Source organism: uncultured Negativibacillus sp. (genome assembly GCF_944388365.1).
Taxonomy (GTDB): Bacteria; Bacillota; Clostridia; order Oscillospirales; family Ruminococcaceae; genus Negativibacillus.
Window position 1 is genome coordinate 50005 of record NZ_CALXIN010000001.1, and the last position, 14920, is coordinate 64924.

The 14920-nt window shown below is 45.5% G+C and carries 19 protein-coding genes; 11 read left to right on the top strand and 8 right to left on the bottom strand.

The window, feature by feature from the left end; translation table 11 throughout:
* Nucleotides 1-6: 6 nt before the first annotated feature.
* The 6 genes from Q0L39_RS00250 to murD form a co-directional block, all read right to left on the bottom strand.
* Nucleotides 7-240 carry a DUF4318 domain-containing protein gene (locus Q0L39_RS00250; RefSeq protein WP_296626330.1) on the bottom strand — a complete coding sequence of 78 codons (234 nt, stop codon included), beginning with the start codon at nucleotides 238-240 and terminating at the stop codon, nucleotides 7-9.
* A gap of 123 nt (nucleotides 241-363) precedes the next feature.
* Nucleotides 364-864: a GNAT family N-acetyltransferase gene (locus tag Q0L39_RS00255; protein ID WP_296626331.1), complete on the bottom strand. Its 501-nt coding sequence runs from the start codon at nucleotides 862-864 to the stop codon at nucleotides 364-366.
* A gap of 17 nt (nucleotides 865-881) precedes the next feature.
* A complete protein-coding gene (locus Q0L39_RS00260; protein ID WP_296626332.1) occupies nucleotides 882-1400 on the bottom strand; it encodes a PH domain-containing protein in 519 nt (172 codons plus the stop codon).
* Between the two features lie 31 nt (nucleotides 1401-1431).
* Entirely contained in the window at nucleotides 1432-1959 is a 528-nt protein-coding gene (locus tag Q0L39_RS00265) for a GNAT family N-acetyltransferase (RefSeq protein WP_296626333.1), read from the bottom strand.
* Between the two features lie 3 nt (nucleotides 1960-1962).
* Nucleotides 1963-2451, bottom strand: coding sequence for a GNAT family N-acetyltransferase (locus tag Q0L39_RS00270; RefSeq protein WP_296626334.1), 489 nt, complete (start codon nucleotides 2449-2451; stop codon nucleotides 1963-1965).
* A 32-nt stretch (nucleotides 2452-2483) separates the two neighbouring features.
* On the bottom strand, nucleotides 2484-3875 hold the full coding sequence (murD, locus tag Q0L39_RS00275; RefSeq protein ID WP_296626335.1) for a UDP-N-acetylmuramoyl-L-alanine--D-glutamate ligase: 1392 nt from the start codon (nucleotides 3873-3875) through the stop codon (nucleotides 2484-2486).
* A gap of 201 nt (nucleotides 3876-4076) precedes the next feature.
* Here murD and Q0L39_RS00280 point away from each other — a divergent pair, with 201 nt between their 5' ends.
* The 7 genes from Q0L39_RS00280 (at nucleotide 4077) to Q0L39_RS00310 (ending at nucleotide 8277) form a co-directional block, all read left to right on the top strand.
* Nucleotides 4077-4838 carry a DUF2087 domain-containing protein gene (locus Q0L39_RS00280; RefSeq protein WP_296626336.1) on the top strand — a complete coding sequence of 254 codons (762 nt, stop codon included), beginning with the start codon at nucleotides 4077-4079 and terminating at the stop codon, nucleotides 4836-4838.
* Between the two features lie 329 nt (nucleotides 4839-5167).
* Nucleotides 5168-5590 carry a 50S ribosomal protein L13 gene (gene rplM, locus Q0L39_RS00285; RefSeq protein WP_296626337.1) on the top strand — a complete coding sequence of 141 codons (423 nt, stop codon included), beginning with the start codon at nucleotides 5168-5170 and terminating at the stop codon, nucleotides 5588-5590.
* A 22-nt stretch (nucleotides 5591-5612) separates the two neighbouring features.
* Nucleotides 5613-6011, top strand: coding sequence for a 30S ribosomal protein S9 (gene rpsI / locus Q0L39_RS00290; RefSeq protein ID WP_296626338.1), 399 nt, complete (start codon nucleotides 5613-5615; stop codon nucleotides 6009-6011).
* Between the two features lie 136 nt (nucleotides 6012-6147).
* Nucleotides 6148-7230 (top strand): acyltransferase, encoded by a 1083-nt coding sequence (locus Q0L39_RS00295; protein WP_296626339.1) that lies wholly within the window; start codon nucleotides 6148-6150, stop codon nucleotides 7228-7230.
* Nucleotides 7231-7309: 79 nt separating this feature from the next.
* A complete protein-coding gene (locus tag Q0L39_RS00300; RefSeq protein ID WP_296626340.1) occupies nucleotides 7310-7609 on the top strand; it encodes a zinc ribbon domain-containing protein in 300 nt (99 codons plus the stop codon).
* 3 nt (nucleotides 7610-7612) lie between these two features.
* The gene (locus tag Q0L39_RS00305; protein ID WP_296626341.1) at nucleotides 7613-7978 is read left to right on the top strand and encodes a DUF2085 domain-containing protein; all 366 of its coding nucleotides are present in this window, start codon (nucleotides 7613-7615) and stop codon (nucleotides 7976-7978) included.
* A gap of 101 nt (nucleotides 7979-8079) precedes the next feature.
* A complete protein-coding gene (locus Q0L39_RS00310; RefSeq protein ID WP_296626342.1) occupies nucleotides 8080-8277 on the top strand; it encodes a ribbon-helix-helix protein, CopG family in 198 nt (65 codons plus the stop codon).
* Between the two features lie 141 nt (nucleotides 8278-8418).
* Here Q0L39_RS00310 and Q0L39_RS00315 read toward each other — a convergent pair whose 3' ends face one another.
* Nucleotides 8419-8754, bottom strand: a complete 336-nt coding sequence (locus Q0L39_RS00315; RefSeq protein WP_296626343.1) for a hypothetical protein — start codon at nucleotides 8752-8754, stop codon at nucleotides 8419-8421.
* 155 nt (nucleotides 8755-8909) lie between these two features.
* Here Q0L39_RS00315 and Q0L39_RS00320 point away from each other — a divergent pair, with 155 nt between their 5' ends.
* Together Q0L39_RS00320 and Q0L39_RS00325 are read left to right on the top strand one after the other, a co-directional pair.
* Nucleotides 8910-9116: a hypothetical protein gene (locus Q0L39_RS00320; RefSeq protein WP_296626344.1), complete on the top strand. Its 207-nt coding sequence runs from the start codon at nucleotides 8910-8912 to the stop codon at nucleotides 9114-9116.
* A 265-nt stretch (nucleotides 9117-9381) separates the two neighbouring features.
* On the top strand, nucleotides 9382-9618 hold the full coding sequence (locus Q0L39_RS00325; protein WP_296626345.1) for a glutaredoxin: 237 nt from the start codon (nucleotides 9382-9384) through the stop codon (nucleotides 9616-9618).
* 98 nt (nucleotides 9619-9716) lie between these two features.
* Here the strand turns inward: Q0L39_RS00325 and rny are convergent, their stop codons facing one another.
* Nucleotides 9717-11273, bottom strand: a complete 1557-nt coding sequence (gene rny / locus Q0L39_RS00330; protein ID WP_296626346.1) for a ribonuclease Y — start codon at nucleotides 11271-11273, stop codon at nucleotides 9717-9719.
* Nucleotides 11274-12276: 1003 nt separating this feature from the next.
* On the opposite strand from rny, the gene Q0L39_RS00335 reads away from it, so the two are divergent.
* Both Q0L39_RS00335 and thrS read left to right on the top strand, forming a co-directional pair.
* The gene (locus Q0L39_RS00335) at nucleotides 12277-12852 is read left to right on the top strand and encodes an NUDIX domain-containing protein (protein WP_296626347.1); all 576 of its coding nucleotides are present in this window, start codon (nucleotides 12277-12279) and stop codon (nucleotides 12850-12852) included.
* Between the two features lie 36 nt (nucleotides 12853-12888).
* Nucleotides 12889-14826 carry a threonine--tRNA ligase gene (gene thrS, locus Q0L39_RS00340; protein WP_296626348.1) on the top strand — a complete coding sequence of 646 codons (1938 nt, stop codon included), beginning with the start codon at nucleotides 12889-12891 and terminating at the stop codon, nucleotides 14824-14826.
* Nucleotides 14827-14920: the final 94 nt, after the last annotated feature.

The window sequence follows — 14920 nt, forward strand, 5'->3', positions numbered from 1 at the left end:
GTGTTGTTATTCCTTTGCAGTACATTTGATGCCATAGTTTCCCCGACTGCCAGGCTCATACTCTCTGGAGATTTCGTATTTTTGGCCGTTGATTTCGACCTCATCCTCTGCGGTAAAGGTACAGGAATCCCCGTTTTGCTCGCAGTATTTGGAGATGGCATCCATCGTTTTGACTAGATCGGGATAGACGCTACTGTCCTCATAAGGAACCCAGAATGCTTTCCGAAACAGTTTCAGCATAAGAAAACCTCCTTTAGACCAAATCGACCAGTGAAAACGAAGGGCTTATCTTTATGATATTCGGGAGAGGGGCTTTTTTCAAGAGAATAAAGCACTGAAAGTCACAGCTGGATTTCGACATCTTTACAGAGACTTTTGATACAAAACCTCATCGGCACCAAAATGATTCTTCCGGTGCTCGGTCATGACAAATCCGTGCTTTTCGTAGAATCTGCGGGCGCGAATATTTTCTTCAAAAACCCACAGAATAACCTGCCGGTATCCGGCAGACTTTATTTTTTCCAGCAGAAATTCCATCATTGTTGAACCGTATCCCTTGCCCCAGTTGCCCTGAAGGCTGTGGATGCAGATCAGTTCTGCACTTTCAGGATAAAGGTCTGTCCGGCTCTTTCCCCAAAAGGCCATGCAGTGCGGATTTCCGTCGACAAAGAGGAGATAGCCCTCGGGAAGTTTCTGCTGCAGAACACGGGTGTACATATCAATTACTTTTTGCGGATTGGTGTCCTTTTCCAGCTCGTCTGCGGGAAGGATGTTGGCAAAGGCAGTCTTCCAGGCCTCTGTTTGAATCTGTGCCAGGATCAATTCATCGCCGCAGACGGCAGGCCGTATCTGAATGTTGTTCATCGTGATCACTCCTAATGTTAGTGTTCCATCCGACTGATTGCATTTTGAGCGCCAACCACATCTGCAATGTGGTCCAGAGAAAAGAAGGTGCCGTATCTTCTGCCGTGGCTGTAACCTGTCTCCCAAAACAGAATTGTGCCGGTTCCGTCGCGGTGATGCTGGATATTCATAGGCGGCAGATCAGCGGACCGGTAGATTTTCACCTTGCTTCCAGTGCGGATGATGAGTTTTTTGTTGGTGATGATGTAATAAGTTTTCTTGCGCAGAAAGATTGTCTGCAAAAAGCGTCCGAACAGCAGATAGATTCCCACGCCGACAAAGGGAAGTCCCCAGAGTACCATAAAGAGGGAACCGGTGGTTCGGATGGCGGAAACTTCCCAGAACAGGGAAAAAGCCAGCCAAATCAGACTGAAAGGAATCAGGGCGAGGTCTCTGCTGGTAAGAACAAGCCCTTTTTGAGGCGCACCCTCCCACAGGATATACTCGTTATCCATGATGTAGGGTTTGCAGAAATCATAGTTGTCCAAAGTTGTCATGGGTATGTTAGGCCTCCTTACGGAAAACAGATCAGCGAAGTTTCTTGGAAAGATACAGAATCAGATCATCGTCGTTGCAGCAGTTGGAATAAGGCTTGCAGATAACATCTCTGTACCAGACGCCGCTTCCGTCCGGCAGATAACCGCGCTTGATATATAGACGCTGTGCGCTGCCATATCCTGTGTGAAGACCCACACCAAGACAAACGGTATCAGCATATTCTCCGGCAATCTGTTCAGCAATATCCATGAGTTTTGTGCCAATACCTCGGCGGCGATATTTCTCCAGAACGCCGAAATCTACGATTTCTGGAATATTCTGACCTGCGAATGCACCTTGTCTTGCTTGAAAGTATACATTGATATAACCGGCAGCCTGTCCGCAATATTCCGCAGCAAGTGCGACTGCCTTGCCGTCCTGTTGATCCTTCAGGCGTTGAAGATACTTTTTAGGGCTGGCGTGAATCCAGCCCTGTGCGACCTCCTCTGCTGCGATAATATCAGCATCTTCCTGCGTCAGGGAGCGGATGGTGAGTTCTTTGTCCGAATAATAAATCATAACTTATCCCCTGTCCTGCACGTGATATTCCAGATAAACCGATTCTCTGCCGTCCTCCACAAAGGATTCTTGTGCTGTAAACCCGTTTTTCTCCAGTACGCAGATCGAAGCGATGTTATCTGCATAAGTAAAAGCACCGATACTTTGGAGTGAAAATCTTGGGATAATATCTTTTAGAAAGAGGGAAACTGCCTGCGAAGCAATTCCTTTTCCCCAGCACTCCTTTTCAAAGATACAGTAGCTGAGCATGGCATTGGGTGTTTCTTTGGGGTCGATGCAGTAACACCAGATGTCACCGACGTAGCGGCCGTCAGCGTAGATGGTTCTGCCGTAGCTGGAAGCGTTGGGCAGCAGGGTCTGTTCAAAGTTTGCCAGTGCCTGTTCCAGCGTCTCCACGCTTCTTGGAAGCATCCGGTCGATCTGAGCGTCCTGTGTTTGCTCAAAATAGATACGCACATGGTCGGCAGTGCGTTTTTGCAGTTCGATGTTCATTTTCTGCTTCCCTCCTCAGAAAAAAGGAGCGATTATAATGCGTTGACCAGTTCTTTAAAGTGTCTGCCTCTTGCCTCAAAATCGGGATAGAGGTCAAAGCTGGCACAAGCAGGCGACAGCGAAACAATATCTCCTTTTTCGGCAACTTCTTTTGCCTTTTCGACCGCCTCCTGCATCGAAGAAACGTGCAGAATGGCCAGCTCCTTCGGGTCGTATCCTTCGCAGGAGGTGACGGCAGCTTCAATCTTTGGCGCAGTGACGCCCATCAGAATCAGCACCTTGACCTTCTCGATAATTTTTGGAGCAAGTGGTTCAAATGGGATCTTCTTGTCGTAGCCGCCTGCAATCAGGATTAGCTTCTGTTTAAACGAGTTGAGTCCGGCGATGGTTCGTGTTGGGCTGGATGCGATCGAATCGTTGTACCATTTAACGCCGTCCAGTTCACGGACAAACTCGATGCGGTGTTCCACACCCGCAAAGGTTTTGGCGACCGATACGATATTTTCTTTGGACACTTCGCCCCAGACAGCGCTGATCGCTGCCAGATAGTTCTCGACGTTGTGGATGCCAGGGATGCGGATTTCGTCCATGTGCAGCACAGGAGTGGTGCTGTGGCGGTCAGCCATGGTCAGCACACCGTCTTCGGACAGATAACATCCGAGGGCAGGAGTCATTTTGCGGCTGAACTGCATCGCTTCACCGCGGATTTCCGGCAGGAAGGAGGCGGTGATTTCGTTGTCAGCGTTGATGACAGTGCGGCTGATACCGCCCTGATGCAGATAGATGTTGCGTTTGGCGTCGATATATTCCTGCATATCCTTGTGGACATCCAGATGGTTTGGCGCAACATTGGTGACGACAGCCACATCGGGAGATTTTCTCATCGAGATGAGCTGGAAGCTGGACAGCTCGACCACAGCGCGGTCGTCCGGCCCGATCTGCTCAATTCTTGGAAGAAGCGGGAAGCCGATATTGCCGCCTAAAAATACCGAAAAGCCCTGTGCCTTTAAAAACTCTGCAATGACCGAGGTGGTTGTTGTTTTGCCGTCCGAACCGGTGACCGCATAGATTTTGCAGGGACAAAGGTCGAAGAACAGCTCCATCTCGCTGGTGACAGCGACGCCGCTCTCCTTTGCCTGCTGGAGAGCAAGAGTAAAGTAGTTCATGCCAGGGGTGCGCAGGATGATGTCCTCCTCACACAGGCCGTCCAAATAGTGTTCTCCCAGAGTGAGCTGGATGCCCATGGCTTCGAGTTTGTCCGCTTCCTCTCCGATCTGTTCGCGGGTGCGTTTGTCGCGCAGGGTGACCTTTGCTCCTTTGGAGGCAAACATCGGCAGCAGTTCGCGGTGGCTGCGTCCAAGGCCGATAAAGGATACTTTTTTGTTATGTAAGCTCTTGTAAAAAGAGTTCAGTTTGTCGTTCATCGTTGATCTCTCCTCTGACAAAATTTGTAAATTACAGGGATGGTTTCATTATACTCCCAAAGAGGTGGGATGTCGAGCGAGAACGGTCGTTTTTTTGATGAAATACCAAGCAGAAGATAGAAAAAATAATAAACAATATTTATTTTAGTTGACATAAATAATAAACGTAAATATAATTAGTTTATAAAGGAGGGAAAGACGATGAAAGAAGCATGGGAGAAATGCAGTATCGAGCAAATTGTACGCGGTTGGTTTACCGATGCAGAAGGAAACCTGTGTTGTGTCGAATGTGGAAAGCAGTTTGATCCACAGGAAATTTTTGCAGTGGACGGAAAATTTTATACCGCACAGAAGGCAGTGGAGCTGCATCTGCAAAAGGAACATCCGCAGCGGTTGGAGGAGCTGCTTGAGCAGGAAAAAAAGCTGCTCTCGTTGACCGATAAGCAGGAACAGCTGCTGCTGTTGTTTTCGCAGGGAATTTCGGACCAGGAGATTGCCAGACAGAATGGCACAGCAGTCTCGACAGTCCGACACCAGCGCTTTGTTTTTCGGGAGAGGGCAAAGGCGGCAAAGATTTATCTGGCAGCCTGGGAAATGATGCAGCAGGGCCGCAGAGAATCCCAGGGACATGAGGAACTGATTTCAATTCATGGAGGTGCTACAATGGTGGATTCCCGTTATGAAATCACGCAGCAGGAGGAACAGAAGATTTTGCAGGGAGCATTTTCCTCGCTCGATCCGCTCAAACTCAAGACGTTTTCGCCGAAGGAAAAGAAAAAGATTGTCATTCTGCGCAGGATTGCACAGCAGTTTACAGCCGGACAGCGTTATACCGAAAAGCAGGTTAACGAGGTGTTAAAGGAAATTTTTGACGATTATGTTACCCTCCGCCGTTATCTGATCGAGTATGGATTTTTAAAGAGAGAAAAGGACGGCTCCGCCTATTGGAAGGAGCAGGAATAGGGTTTTGGGACAGGCAGTTTTATTTAAAACGGCCTGTCCTTTTTGCATTGTTGAAAACTCGAGGGCAATCTGAACAACAAATCGGCGTAAAGGATGACAAAGTTTCGTGTAAAAAATGAAACAGCAATCGAGTTAGGGAGAGAAAACGAGCAAAACAAAGAGAATTTGAGAGATAGTGGGCTATAAATTAAAAAAACAGCAAGAAAGCCCTTGACAGCCGATTTTGAATTGGTTATAATAGAGAACGTTGATTTGTCATCATTGGGATTTTTACGGAAAACCGATGATATAAATTGTATTCGATACAAAATAAACAGGAGGTAGTAAACATGTCTACAACAATGCCAAATGCACAGAACATCACTCGTAAATGGTATGTTATCGACGCTGCAGACAAGCCACTGGGCCGCACCGCTGCCAAAGCTGCTGACCTGCTCCGCGGCAAACATAAACCGACTTTTGCTCCACACGTTGACTGTGGTGACCACGTTATCATCATCAACGCTGAGAAAGCAGTCCTCACCGGTAAGAAACTGGTTCAGAAGGTTCATTATCATCACTCCGGTTGGATCGGCGGCATGAAAGCCATCCGTTACGACAAACTGATGAAAGAGAACCCAGAAAAAGCAATGATGCTGGCTGTTAAAGGAATGGTTCCAGACACCACCATCGGCAGACAGGCTCTGACCCGCTGCAGAATCTACAGAGGCAGCGAGCACAACCATGCTGCACAGAAACCAGAACAGCTCTAATTCGGAAGGAGGACAATGAATTATGTACGAATCTAAAGCATATTTCTACGGAACTGGCAGAAGAAAACACTCTGTTTCCAGAGTAAGACTCTACCCAGGTACCGGTAAAGTTACCATCAACGACAGAGATATCGACGATTACTTCGGTCTGGATACTCTGAAAGTTATCGTTCGTCAGCCATTTGAAGTTACCAACACTGCTGGTAAATTCGACGTTGTCTGCACCGTTCGTGGCGGCGGCGTTTCTGGTCAGGCTGGTGCTATCCGTCACGGTATCGCTCGCGCTCTGCTGCAGAACGGCGAAGAGATGCGTCCAGAACTGAAAAAAGCAGGTCTGCTGACCCGTGACCCAAGAATGAAAGAGCGTAAGAAGTACGGTCTCAAAGCTGCTCGTCGCGCTCCTCAGTTCTCCAAGAGATAATTTCCCATTTGGGGTTTTTATATCGCATCAAAAGCGTTTCCGATCTTCGGAAACGCTTTTTTTGTTGAAATAAATTGTACAAAGGGTATATACTATCAAGGAAAACACATATGACGATTGTGGAGAAGAAAATAATATGGAAAGAACAAGAAATTATGGAATTGATCTGTTGCGCTTGGCATCTATGTTTTTTGTGGTAATGTTACATGTACTGGCACAAGGAGGCGTTCTGGAAAATGCGTCTGGAATTCAGTACGCAATCAGCTGGTATATGGAAATAACAGCTTATTGTGCAGTTAATTGTTATGCGCTGATCAGTGGATATGTATGTTATCGGGAAGAGGAAACACCTTACAATTATGCAGGTTATCTGGAATTTTGGATTCCAGTGTTTATTTATAGCTTTGGTATTACAGTGGCATTTTCTGTTTTTTGTCCACAAATGGTTGGAAGTGATGAACTGCTTAAATCGGCATTACCAGTATCTTCAGCAAGATACTGGTATGTTAATGCATATACAGGACTTTTCTTTATCATTCCATGGCTTAATAAGTTGCTTCGAACAATTACAGAGCGGCAGCTTAATCGCCTGGTTTTGATGTTGTTTATTATATTTTCGGTTTTTCCTACATTCTCAAATATCTGGACAGATGTTTTTAGAATGTATGGTGGGTATAGTTTTGTGTGGCTAGTAATTTTATATGTTGTTGGAGCGTGGGTTAAGAAAAACAAAATCGATCAGAAAAAAAGAATGTTTTGGTGGTTAATAATAATCTTCATCTGTATCGGTGTAACATGGGCCGAAAAAATGCTCATAGGAAATCGTCCATCCAGGCTGGTATCTTATATGAGCTTTACAATGGTGATAATATCGCTTGGTATGCTGATGATTTTTTCTCGTCTAAAACTTTCTTGTGGGATGGTTTCTGTTGTCAAAATATTTTCACCGGCAGCATTTGGAGTATACTTGATCCATACCCAGACTTTGGTGTGGAAATATGGGTTGAAGGATGCATTTTTGTGGATTGCACAATCCAAAGCCTGGTTACTGCCCTTGGAAGTTCTGGGGTGTACGCTAGGGATATTTGTAGTTTGTCCTATTACGGAAGTTTTGCGGAAAATAATTTTTAGAAAACTGGGATTGGATTGGTTAATTAAAAAGATTGAAGAAAGATGTAACGTTGCAGTAGGGAAATTAGTCTGCAGAATCTGTGATTAAAAAGAATTAAAAAACCTTCTTGACGGGAGAATCACTTTTGGATAAACTGAAAGTAACCCAAATAAAGGAGGGTGTTGTTGTGTTTTGTAGAAATTGTGGTCAACCAATCGACGAACATCAGCAGGTATGTCCGAATTGTGGAGCGTATCAGCAGCAGGGTCCGCAGACTCCGCCGGTAGTGGATAATGGCGGCATTGGATGGGGCATTCTGGGATGCTGTATCCCGATTGTAGGTCTGGTACTGTTTTTAGTCTGGAAGGACACCAAGCCTCGTACAGCAAAAGCTGCCGGTATTGGTGCACTGGTAGCGGTGATTCTGTATGCCTTGTATTATTTGATTGTTTTTACCTCTGCGATAACGATTGGATTTTTGAGCTAGTCAATGAGTGCATGGTTATATCGGTGGCTGCCGATTATCTTCGGCTGCCACTGTCGGAGTGATCGCTCTTTTTTCTGGAAAGGAAGACAGTTTCCCATCTGTGCAAGGTGTACCGGTGAGCTGGTTGGAATTCTTTTTTCACCACTGATCCTGGTGCTGTGCGGCGTGCCGGACTGGAAACTGTGTGTCATACTGGCACTGCCGCTGGTGGCGGATGGATTTGCCCAGAAGCTGACCAGATATGAAAGCGGAAATCTGCGGCGGTTGGTAACAGGGATTCTGTTTGGCTGTGCACTGGCAGGATGGATTGTATTTTCCAGTCTGCAGGCTGCTCAAATGGGGTTTATCATTGGAAAGAATCTAAAATAAAAAACGTCCTCATCAGAGAGGACGTTTTTTATTCTAATGTATCTATAATATATAAATCATCGTTGTAAATTTATGTTTTTACTGAATACAGGGGTTATAATATGGGATTTGTTTTAAAGAAAAAGAATCATAAAAAGGAGAAAGTAGTCTTTTCCATAAGGATCGATCGAGAATTGGCAGAACAGATCGAAAAGGCGATTACAAATACGGAAATTTCCCGCAATGAGTTCATCAGTCAAGCCATCGCGTATGCTTTGCAAAATATGGAAATAGATAGTGAGCAGGAAAATCAACAGTAAGTTTCGTTATAATACCTATTTTTCAATATGGCTTTATGGCGTTCTAAAAGCTGTCTGTAATAGTTCACCAACAATCAAAAATAAAAAACGTCCTCATCAGAGAGGACGTTTTTCTTTTTGTATTTTATTATATAGAGAGTGTTAGAGTAATAAGCGATCGAGCTGTTCGGGATGCTGAAGAATATTTGGAAGATCAACCCGCAACATGGACATAACGGCACAGCAAAAGTTGACCTGACTATCAAGTGTATACAGTTCCATTTCCCGAAGAGTGTTTAAAAAATCAGGATAAAAGGGTAAAGTGTTGCGAATATCGCTGTAATAGTCCCAGGGATCAGGCTTTTGTTGAGGACGTGAAATCTCAGAAAAATAGATAACGTTGCTTTTTTGCTGTTGTTCACGCTCAATCTGTTGCTTGAGTTTGTCCATCAGACCGCTGCGCTGGAAAAAATCAAGAATTTTTTCGGCGGTGGTCATAAGTCTTTCCCCCTTTTTTAATAACAGAACGTTTTCTTTAATATATCATGTTTTTATATATAAATCAAATACTTATAAGCAATAGCATATTTTAGCATATATCAATATATAATTATTTTATATATGATATAGATATCGAATAAAGGGGGATGAATATGGAGTTTTTACCAGGAAAAGTAGAGAAAGTTTTGATCTCTTTAAGAATCGAAGAACCGTTTTTAAACAAGATTGATATGGCAGCAAACCAGTGGGCTCTTTCCAGAAATGAATTTATTTGTCAGGCGATTGCGTATGCAATGGAACATATGTCAGATAAAAAAGATGATGTAATAGAAATGGAAAACGATAGAAAATCTCGTTGATTTGGAAAACCAGAACGTGCTGAGGGACAAAATCATTGGGATTTTCCTGGCAAAATACAGCGTGATAATGCGTTCCGCAGTTTGTATGGCAGCAAGTTTTTGAGTTTGACAATACATTCAAAAATGGATATAATAATCATGAAGTTCTCATCATAAATTTATGCAAGTTAAGGTTATTGTCCAATAAATTTTTTGAATGTAAGGAGAATGTAGTATGAGAAAAGTTGTATTGTATGGAACAGGTACATGAGGCGGTTGTCCAGTAGTGAAAGAGGTTCTTTCCAAGAATGACATCAAGTACATGTATGTCGATGTATGTGAAAGCGTAGGAAAACTTAAGAGCTTTTTGAAGATTCGTGATACTTCCGAAGCTCACAAGGAAGCACGTGAATCCCACAGAGCTGGTATTCCATGCATCGTGATTGACGACGATGTTATTTTGGTCTCGGGTGCTGAACATATGCAGCAGCTGATTGATCAGTATCACCTGAAAGAAGAATAAGAAAAGACAAAATCCCCGTTGTCTGTGTGGTAAACGGACAACGGGGATTATTTTCTTCAAAAAAACAGGACAAATTTTTACGTTTGTCCCGTTTTTATTTATTTTGCATAATCAACAGCACGATTTTCGCGGATAATATTGACCTTAATCTGTCCTGGATATTCCAGTTCAGCTTCGATCTTGTTGACGATGTCGCGGGCAATAATTGCCATCTTGTCGTCAGTAATCACTTCTGGACGAACCATAATGCGAATTTCACGTCCAGCCTGTACAGCAAAACATTTTTCAACGCCTTCAAAGGAGTTTGCAATTTCCTCCAGCTTTTCCAGACGCTTGATATAGTTTTCCAGGTTTTCACGTCTTGCACCAGGTCTTGCAGCGCTGATAGCATCTGCCGCCTGAACGATGCAGGCAACCAGGGTTTTTGGCTCTACGTCACCATGATGAGCTTCGATTGCATGGATGACAGCAGGGCTTTCTTTATATTTTCTGGCAAGATCTACACCGATCTTGACATGGCTTCCTTCGATTTCGTGGGTCAGTGCTTTTCCGATATCATGAATCAGACCGGCACGTTTTGCAGTAGCGACATCTGCGCCCAGTTCTGCGGCCATCACGCCGGCAAGGTGGGAAACTTCAATCGAGTGCTGCAGCACGTTCTGACCATAGCTGGAACGATAGCGCATCCGTCCGAGAAGTTTGATCATATCTGGATGCATACCGTGAACGTTGGTTTCCAGAACAGCACGTTCACCGTCCTGCTTGATCTTGGTTTCAATTTCGCGGCGAGCGCGATCCACCATCTCTTCGATTCTGGCTGGGTGGATTCTTCCATCCTGAATCAGACGTTCCAGAGCGGTGCGGGCAATTTCACGTTTGACAGCATCGTGGCTGGACAGGGTGATTGCTTCAGGAGTGTCATCGATGATGAGGTCGACGCCGGTCAATGTTTCCAGTGTGCGGATGTTGCGTCCTTCACGGCCGATGATGCGACCTTTCATCTCATCATTTGGCAGCGGTACAACCGATACGGTTACCTCACCGACATAGTCGGATGCACATTTCTGAATGGCAGTAGCGATAATTTCTTTGGCTTTCTGCTCGGATTCGTCCTTGAACTTCTGTTCGTAAAGGTTGATCTTCAGTGCTTTTTCATGAATCAGCTCATTTTCCAGGCTGGACAGCAGGTATTCTTTTGCCTGCTCTGCGGTGTAGCCGGAAATCTTTTCCAGAATCTCAAACTGATTTGCCTTGATCTGGTTTGCTTCTTTGAGCTTGCCTTCAGCTTCTTTGATCTTGTTTTGCAGGGTTTCTTCTTTCTTTTCCAGGTTATCCAGCTTGCGGTCGACCGATTCTTCCTTCTGCTGTACACGGCGTTCCAGACGCTGAACCTCGTTGCGGCGCTCTTTTACTTCCTTGTCGGCTTCGGTGCGCTGCTTGTGGATTTCGTCCTTTGCCTCGACCAGCGCCTCTTTCTTTTTAACCTCTGCGTCTTTAATCGCATCGCTGACGATACGTTTTGCTTCTTCTTCGGCGGTGCCAAGCTCTGCTTCGGCTACCTTTTTGCGATACTGGATTCCCAATGGGAATGCAATCGCAATACCTGCTGCCAGGGAAAGCAGAATGCAGGCAACATAACTGATAATGGATCCCATGAATGTTTCTTCCTCCTTTTTTGCGGATAGTTGCAAAGATGTTTTCAGGACAGGTGACTGCCTGGGGAAATTGTAACGTTGTTGCGAAACTGTTTTGCACACAACAAAACGCGCGAACCGGACATGTCCACAAAAGGACAGGCTGTTCAGAGCAATCCCCAAAATCCAGGAGAAAGAGCCAATTTGGCAGTATTTTCGATTTTCTTTTTACTATTTGTAATAAAAATAAAATAAACTCCAATTTGTAAGCAATCAAAAAGGTCAATTTATGCTCCAGAAGCTTAAAAAAGGAAAGACCGCTTTCGAACACAAATACAACGGATTGCCTGATTGGTGGAGAGTGCGAGGAGTTTTCGAAAATTATATCAATCTCAAATCATTTTAAGAATAGACTCTGAAAGATGTTTTGCTGATGCAGCAACAGAGCGATGCAACACAAAAAGCGCACGGTATCCCTGTTTTCTTACAGAAAAATCAGCTAACCACTTAAAAAAATCCGGCGGTGCCGGAAGGTTTGCAGACAGGCATACAAAGAACAGATGCGCTTTTATTATACATTTGCCAACACATTTTAGAACATGTGAAAGGTCTATATTCATTTTATATGTTATGAGAAGAGTTGTCAAGAAATTTGTGTTGACATTTAAAGGTTTGGGTGGTAACATGAAACTTAAAACAAAGAGAATATCCCAAAATCAATGAAAGGGACGCGCATTGGCAAAATTTTGTCGGACAGAGAGCGGGCACAGCAGCTGAAAGTGCCTGTGACAGAATGCTTTTGTGTACCACCCGGGAGAGCGTGTGAGCTTGCAATACAAGGAAAGCACGACGCAGCGGCAGCGTTACAGGCCGAAAATGAGAGATACATCTCTTTCAAGAGATGTATAATACGGGTGGAACCGTGGAGTAGAAAAAATGCTTCATCCCTGATGATGGGATGGAGCTTTTTGTTTTATCTGCCCAAAACCGGCGATACTGATAAAAAGAAAAAAGGGGGACGCCGATGGAGCAAGCACAAACACAAAAATCCGGCAGTACAAAGCCACAGGCGGAAATCTGTGACATCTATGATGTGTATGGCAACCGCACGGGAAAAACCTTTGTACGGGGAGAACCGTTGTCTGACGGACAGTATGTCATGGTTGTGGATGTCTGGATTGTCAACAGCCGCGATGAGATTTTGATTCAAAAGCGTTCCGAACTGAAAAAGGATCTGCCAGGAACATGGGCAACGCACAGTGGATGTGTGCTGGCGGGAGAAAGCGCGCAGCAGGCGTGTATTCGGGAGCCGATGGAAGAAATTGGCATCCGGATTCTTCCGTCCCAGATTCATAAACTCAACCGAAAACTGCGCGGCAAGCTGCTCTCGGAAAATTTTGTAGTGGAACAGGATTTTGATGCTGCCAAAGCTGTTTTGCAGGAGGAGGAAGTCAGCCAGATCAAATGGGTGACTGTCTCCCAGTTAAAACAGATGGCCAGCCGCAGGGAATTTTACCGTTATCCCGAATTTTTTGATGTTGTCAGATTTCTGGAGCAGCGTCGCAAACGAACATCAGCCCACAAAACCCCAAAAGAGTAACGAGAGGACATTGATACGATCAAGGAGGTATATTCTATGATTCATGTAACATTGAAAGACGGCAGCGTCAAAGAATTTGAAGCAGGCGTATCCGTCATTGACGTAGCAAAAAGCCTGGGCGCAGGTCTTGCAAAAGCAGCCTGTGCAGGAAGAATCAACGGCGAAGTCGTTGACCTGAGAGCAGCAATCAACGAGGACTGCAATCTGGAAATCTGCACCTTTGATGACGAGGACGGCAAAAAAGCGTTCTGGCATACCGCAGCACATGTAATGGCACAGGCAATCCAGCACCTCTATCCAGAAGCTAAATTCGGCATCGGTCCTGCTTTGGATAATGGATGGTACTACGATATCGGCGGCGTAAAACCATTTACTCCGGATCAGTTTGCTGCCATTGAAGCAGAGATGAAAAAAATCGTCAAGGAAAATATTCCGGTAGAAAAACGCATCATCACCGTCGAAGAAGGCCGCACCATCTTTGCCGGTCAGGATTATAAACTGGAACTGCTGGAAGAGTATGCAGAAAAAGGCTGGGAACTGAGCGTTTATACCCAGGGCGACTTTACCGACCTGTGTGCAGGACCTCATCTGATGAGCACCGGCACCATCAAGGCAGTGAAGCTGACACAGGCAACCAGCGCATACTGGAGAGGTGACTCCACTCGCGATACCATGTGCCGTATGTACGGCGTTGCTTTCCCGAAGGCAAGCGAGCTGGAAGCATATCTCAAACAGCAGGAAGAAGCGCTGCGCCGCGACCACAACAAGATCGGCCGTGAGCTGGAATACTTCACCACTGTTGATGTCATCGGTCAGGGTCTGCCGGTCATCCTGCCAAATGGTGCAAAGGTAATTCAGCAGCTGCAGCGCTGGATTGAAGACACCGAGGAAAAATGGGGCTACCAGCTGACAAAGACTCCTTATATGGCAAAACGTGAGCTGTACAAGATCAGCGGCCATTGGGATCACTATCTGGATGGCATGTTTGTACTGGGCGATCCTCACGACGAAACCAAGGAATGCTTTGCACTTCGTCCAATGACCTGCCCATTCCAGTATCAGGTTTACCTCAACCGCGCACGTTCTTACCGTGACCTGCCGATGAGACTCAACGAAACTTCTACCCTGTTCCGTAACGAGGACTCCGGCGAGATGCACGGACTGATCCGTGTTCGTCAGTTCACCATTTCCGAAGGTCATCTGATTCTTCGTCCAGACCAGCTGGAAGATGAGTTCCGCGGCTGTCTGGAACTGGCAAAATATTGTCTGGAAACCGTCGGCCTTGCTGAGGATGTCAGCTACCGCTTCAGCCAGTGGGATCCAAACAGAACCGATAAATACGAAGGCACCGCAGAGCAGTGGGAAGAAGCACAGAATGCAATGAAGAGAATTCTGGATCATCTGGGCCTGGATTACAAAGTCGGTGTAGACGAGGCTGCTTTCTATGGTCCAAAACTGGATATCCAGATCAAGAACGTTTTCGGCAAGGAAGATACCCTCATTACCATCCAGATCGACATGCTGCTGGCTCAGAAGTTTGGCATGACCTATGTTGGAGAAGACGGCAAAGAGCATTATCCATACATCATCCACCGTACTTCGATCGGCTGCTATGAGCGTACTCTGGCTCTGCTGCTGGAAAAATATGCCGGTGCTCTGCCAACATGGCTGATGCCGACCCAGACAATGATCGTTCCAATCAGCGAAAAATATCATGATTATGCACATGAGGTCCTGGAGAAACTCCGTGCAGCTGGTATCCGTGCAGAAGCAGACTGGCGCTCTGAAAAGATGGGCTACAAGATCCGTGAGGCACAGCTGAAGAAGATCCCATATATGCTGGTTGTTGGCGAAAAAGAAGCTGCCGATGGCACTGTTTCGGTTCGTACCCGCAAGGGCGGCGACAATGGTGTCATGAAGACAGAAGAATTTATCGAGCTGATTGTCGAAGAGATTCGCTCCAAACAGAGATAAAACCCGAAAAAAATCCCCTTTCCAACCCTTGGAAAGGGGATTTTTGCGTGTGCCGTCGAATTTGGCGAAAGGATATTTTTACAAATAACAAAAG

Excerpts from the sequence above, each read along its gene's own strand:
- Q0L39_RS00250 (WP_296626330.1), bottom strand. The coding sequence starts at position 240 with ATGCTGAAACTGTTTCGGAAAGCATTCTGGGTTCCTTATGAGGACAGT.
- Q0L39_RS00255 (WP_296626331.1), bottom strand. The coding sequence starts at position 864 with ATGAACAACATTCAGATACGGCCTGCCGTCTGCGGCGATGAATTGATC.
- Q0L39_RS00260 (WP_296626332.1), bottom strand. The coding sequence starts at position 1,400 with ATGACAACTTTGGACAACTATGATTTCTGCAAACCCTACATCATGGAT.
- Q0L39_RS00265 (WP_296626333.1), bottom strand. The coding sequence starts at position 1,959 with ATGATTTATTATTCGGACAAAGAACTCACCATCCGCTCCCTGACGCAG.
- Q0L39_RS00270 (WP_296626334.1), bottom strand. The coding sequence starts at position 2,451 with ATGAACATCGAACTGCAAAAACGCACTGCCGACCATGTGCGTATCTAT.
- murD (WP_296626335.1), bottom strand. The coding sequence starts at position 3,875 with ATGAACGACAAACTGAACTCTTTTTACAAGAGCTTACATAACAAAAAA.
- Q0L39_RS00280 (WP_296626336.1), top strand. The coding sequence starts at position 4,077 with ATGAAAGAAGCATGGGAGAAATGCAGTATCGAGCAAATTGTACGCGGT.
- rplM (WP_296626337.1), top strand. The coding sequence starts at position 5,168 with ATGTCTACAACAATGCCAAATGCACAGAACATCACTCGTAAATGGTAT.
- rpsI (WP_296626338.1), top strand. The coding sequence starts at position 5,613 with ATGTACGAATCTAAAGCATATTTCTACGGAACTGGCAGAAGAAAACAC.
- Q0L39_RS00295 (WP_296626339.1), top strand. The coding sequence starts at position 6,148 with ATGGAAAGAACAAGAAATTATGGAATTGATCTGTTGCGCTTGGCATCT.
- Q0L39_RS00305 (WP_296626341.1), top strand. The coding sequence starts at position 7,613 with ATGAGTGCATGGTTATATCGGTGGCTGCCGATTATCTTCGGCTGCCAC.
- Q0L39_RS00310 (WP_296626342.1), top strand. The coding sequence starts at position 8,080 with ATGGGATTTGTTTTAAAGAAAAAGAATCATAAAAAGGAGAAAGTAGTC.
- Q0L39_RS00315 (WP_296626343.1), bottom strand. The coding sequence starts at position 8,754 with ATGACCACCGCCGAAAAAATTCTTGATTTTTTCCAGCGCAGCGGTCTG.
- Q0L39_RS00320 (WP_296626344.1), top strand. The coding sequence starts at position 8,910 with ATGGAGTTTTTACCAGGAAAAGTAGAGAAAGTTTTGATCTCTTTAAGA.
- rny (WP_296626346.1), bottom strand. The coding sequence starts at position 11,273 with ATGGGATCCATTATCAGTTATGTTGCCTGCATTCTGCTTTCCCTGGCA.
- Q0L39_RS00335 (WP_296626347.1), top strand. The coding sequence starts at position 12,277 with ATGGAGCAAGCACAAACACAAAAATCCGGCAGTACAAAGCCACAGGCG.
- thrS (WP_296626348.1), top strand. The coding sequence starts at position 12,889 with ATGATTCATGTAACATTGAAAGACGGCAGCGTCAAAGAATTTGAAGCA.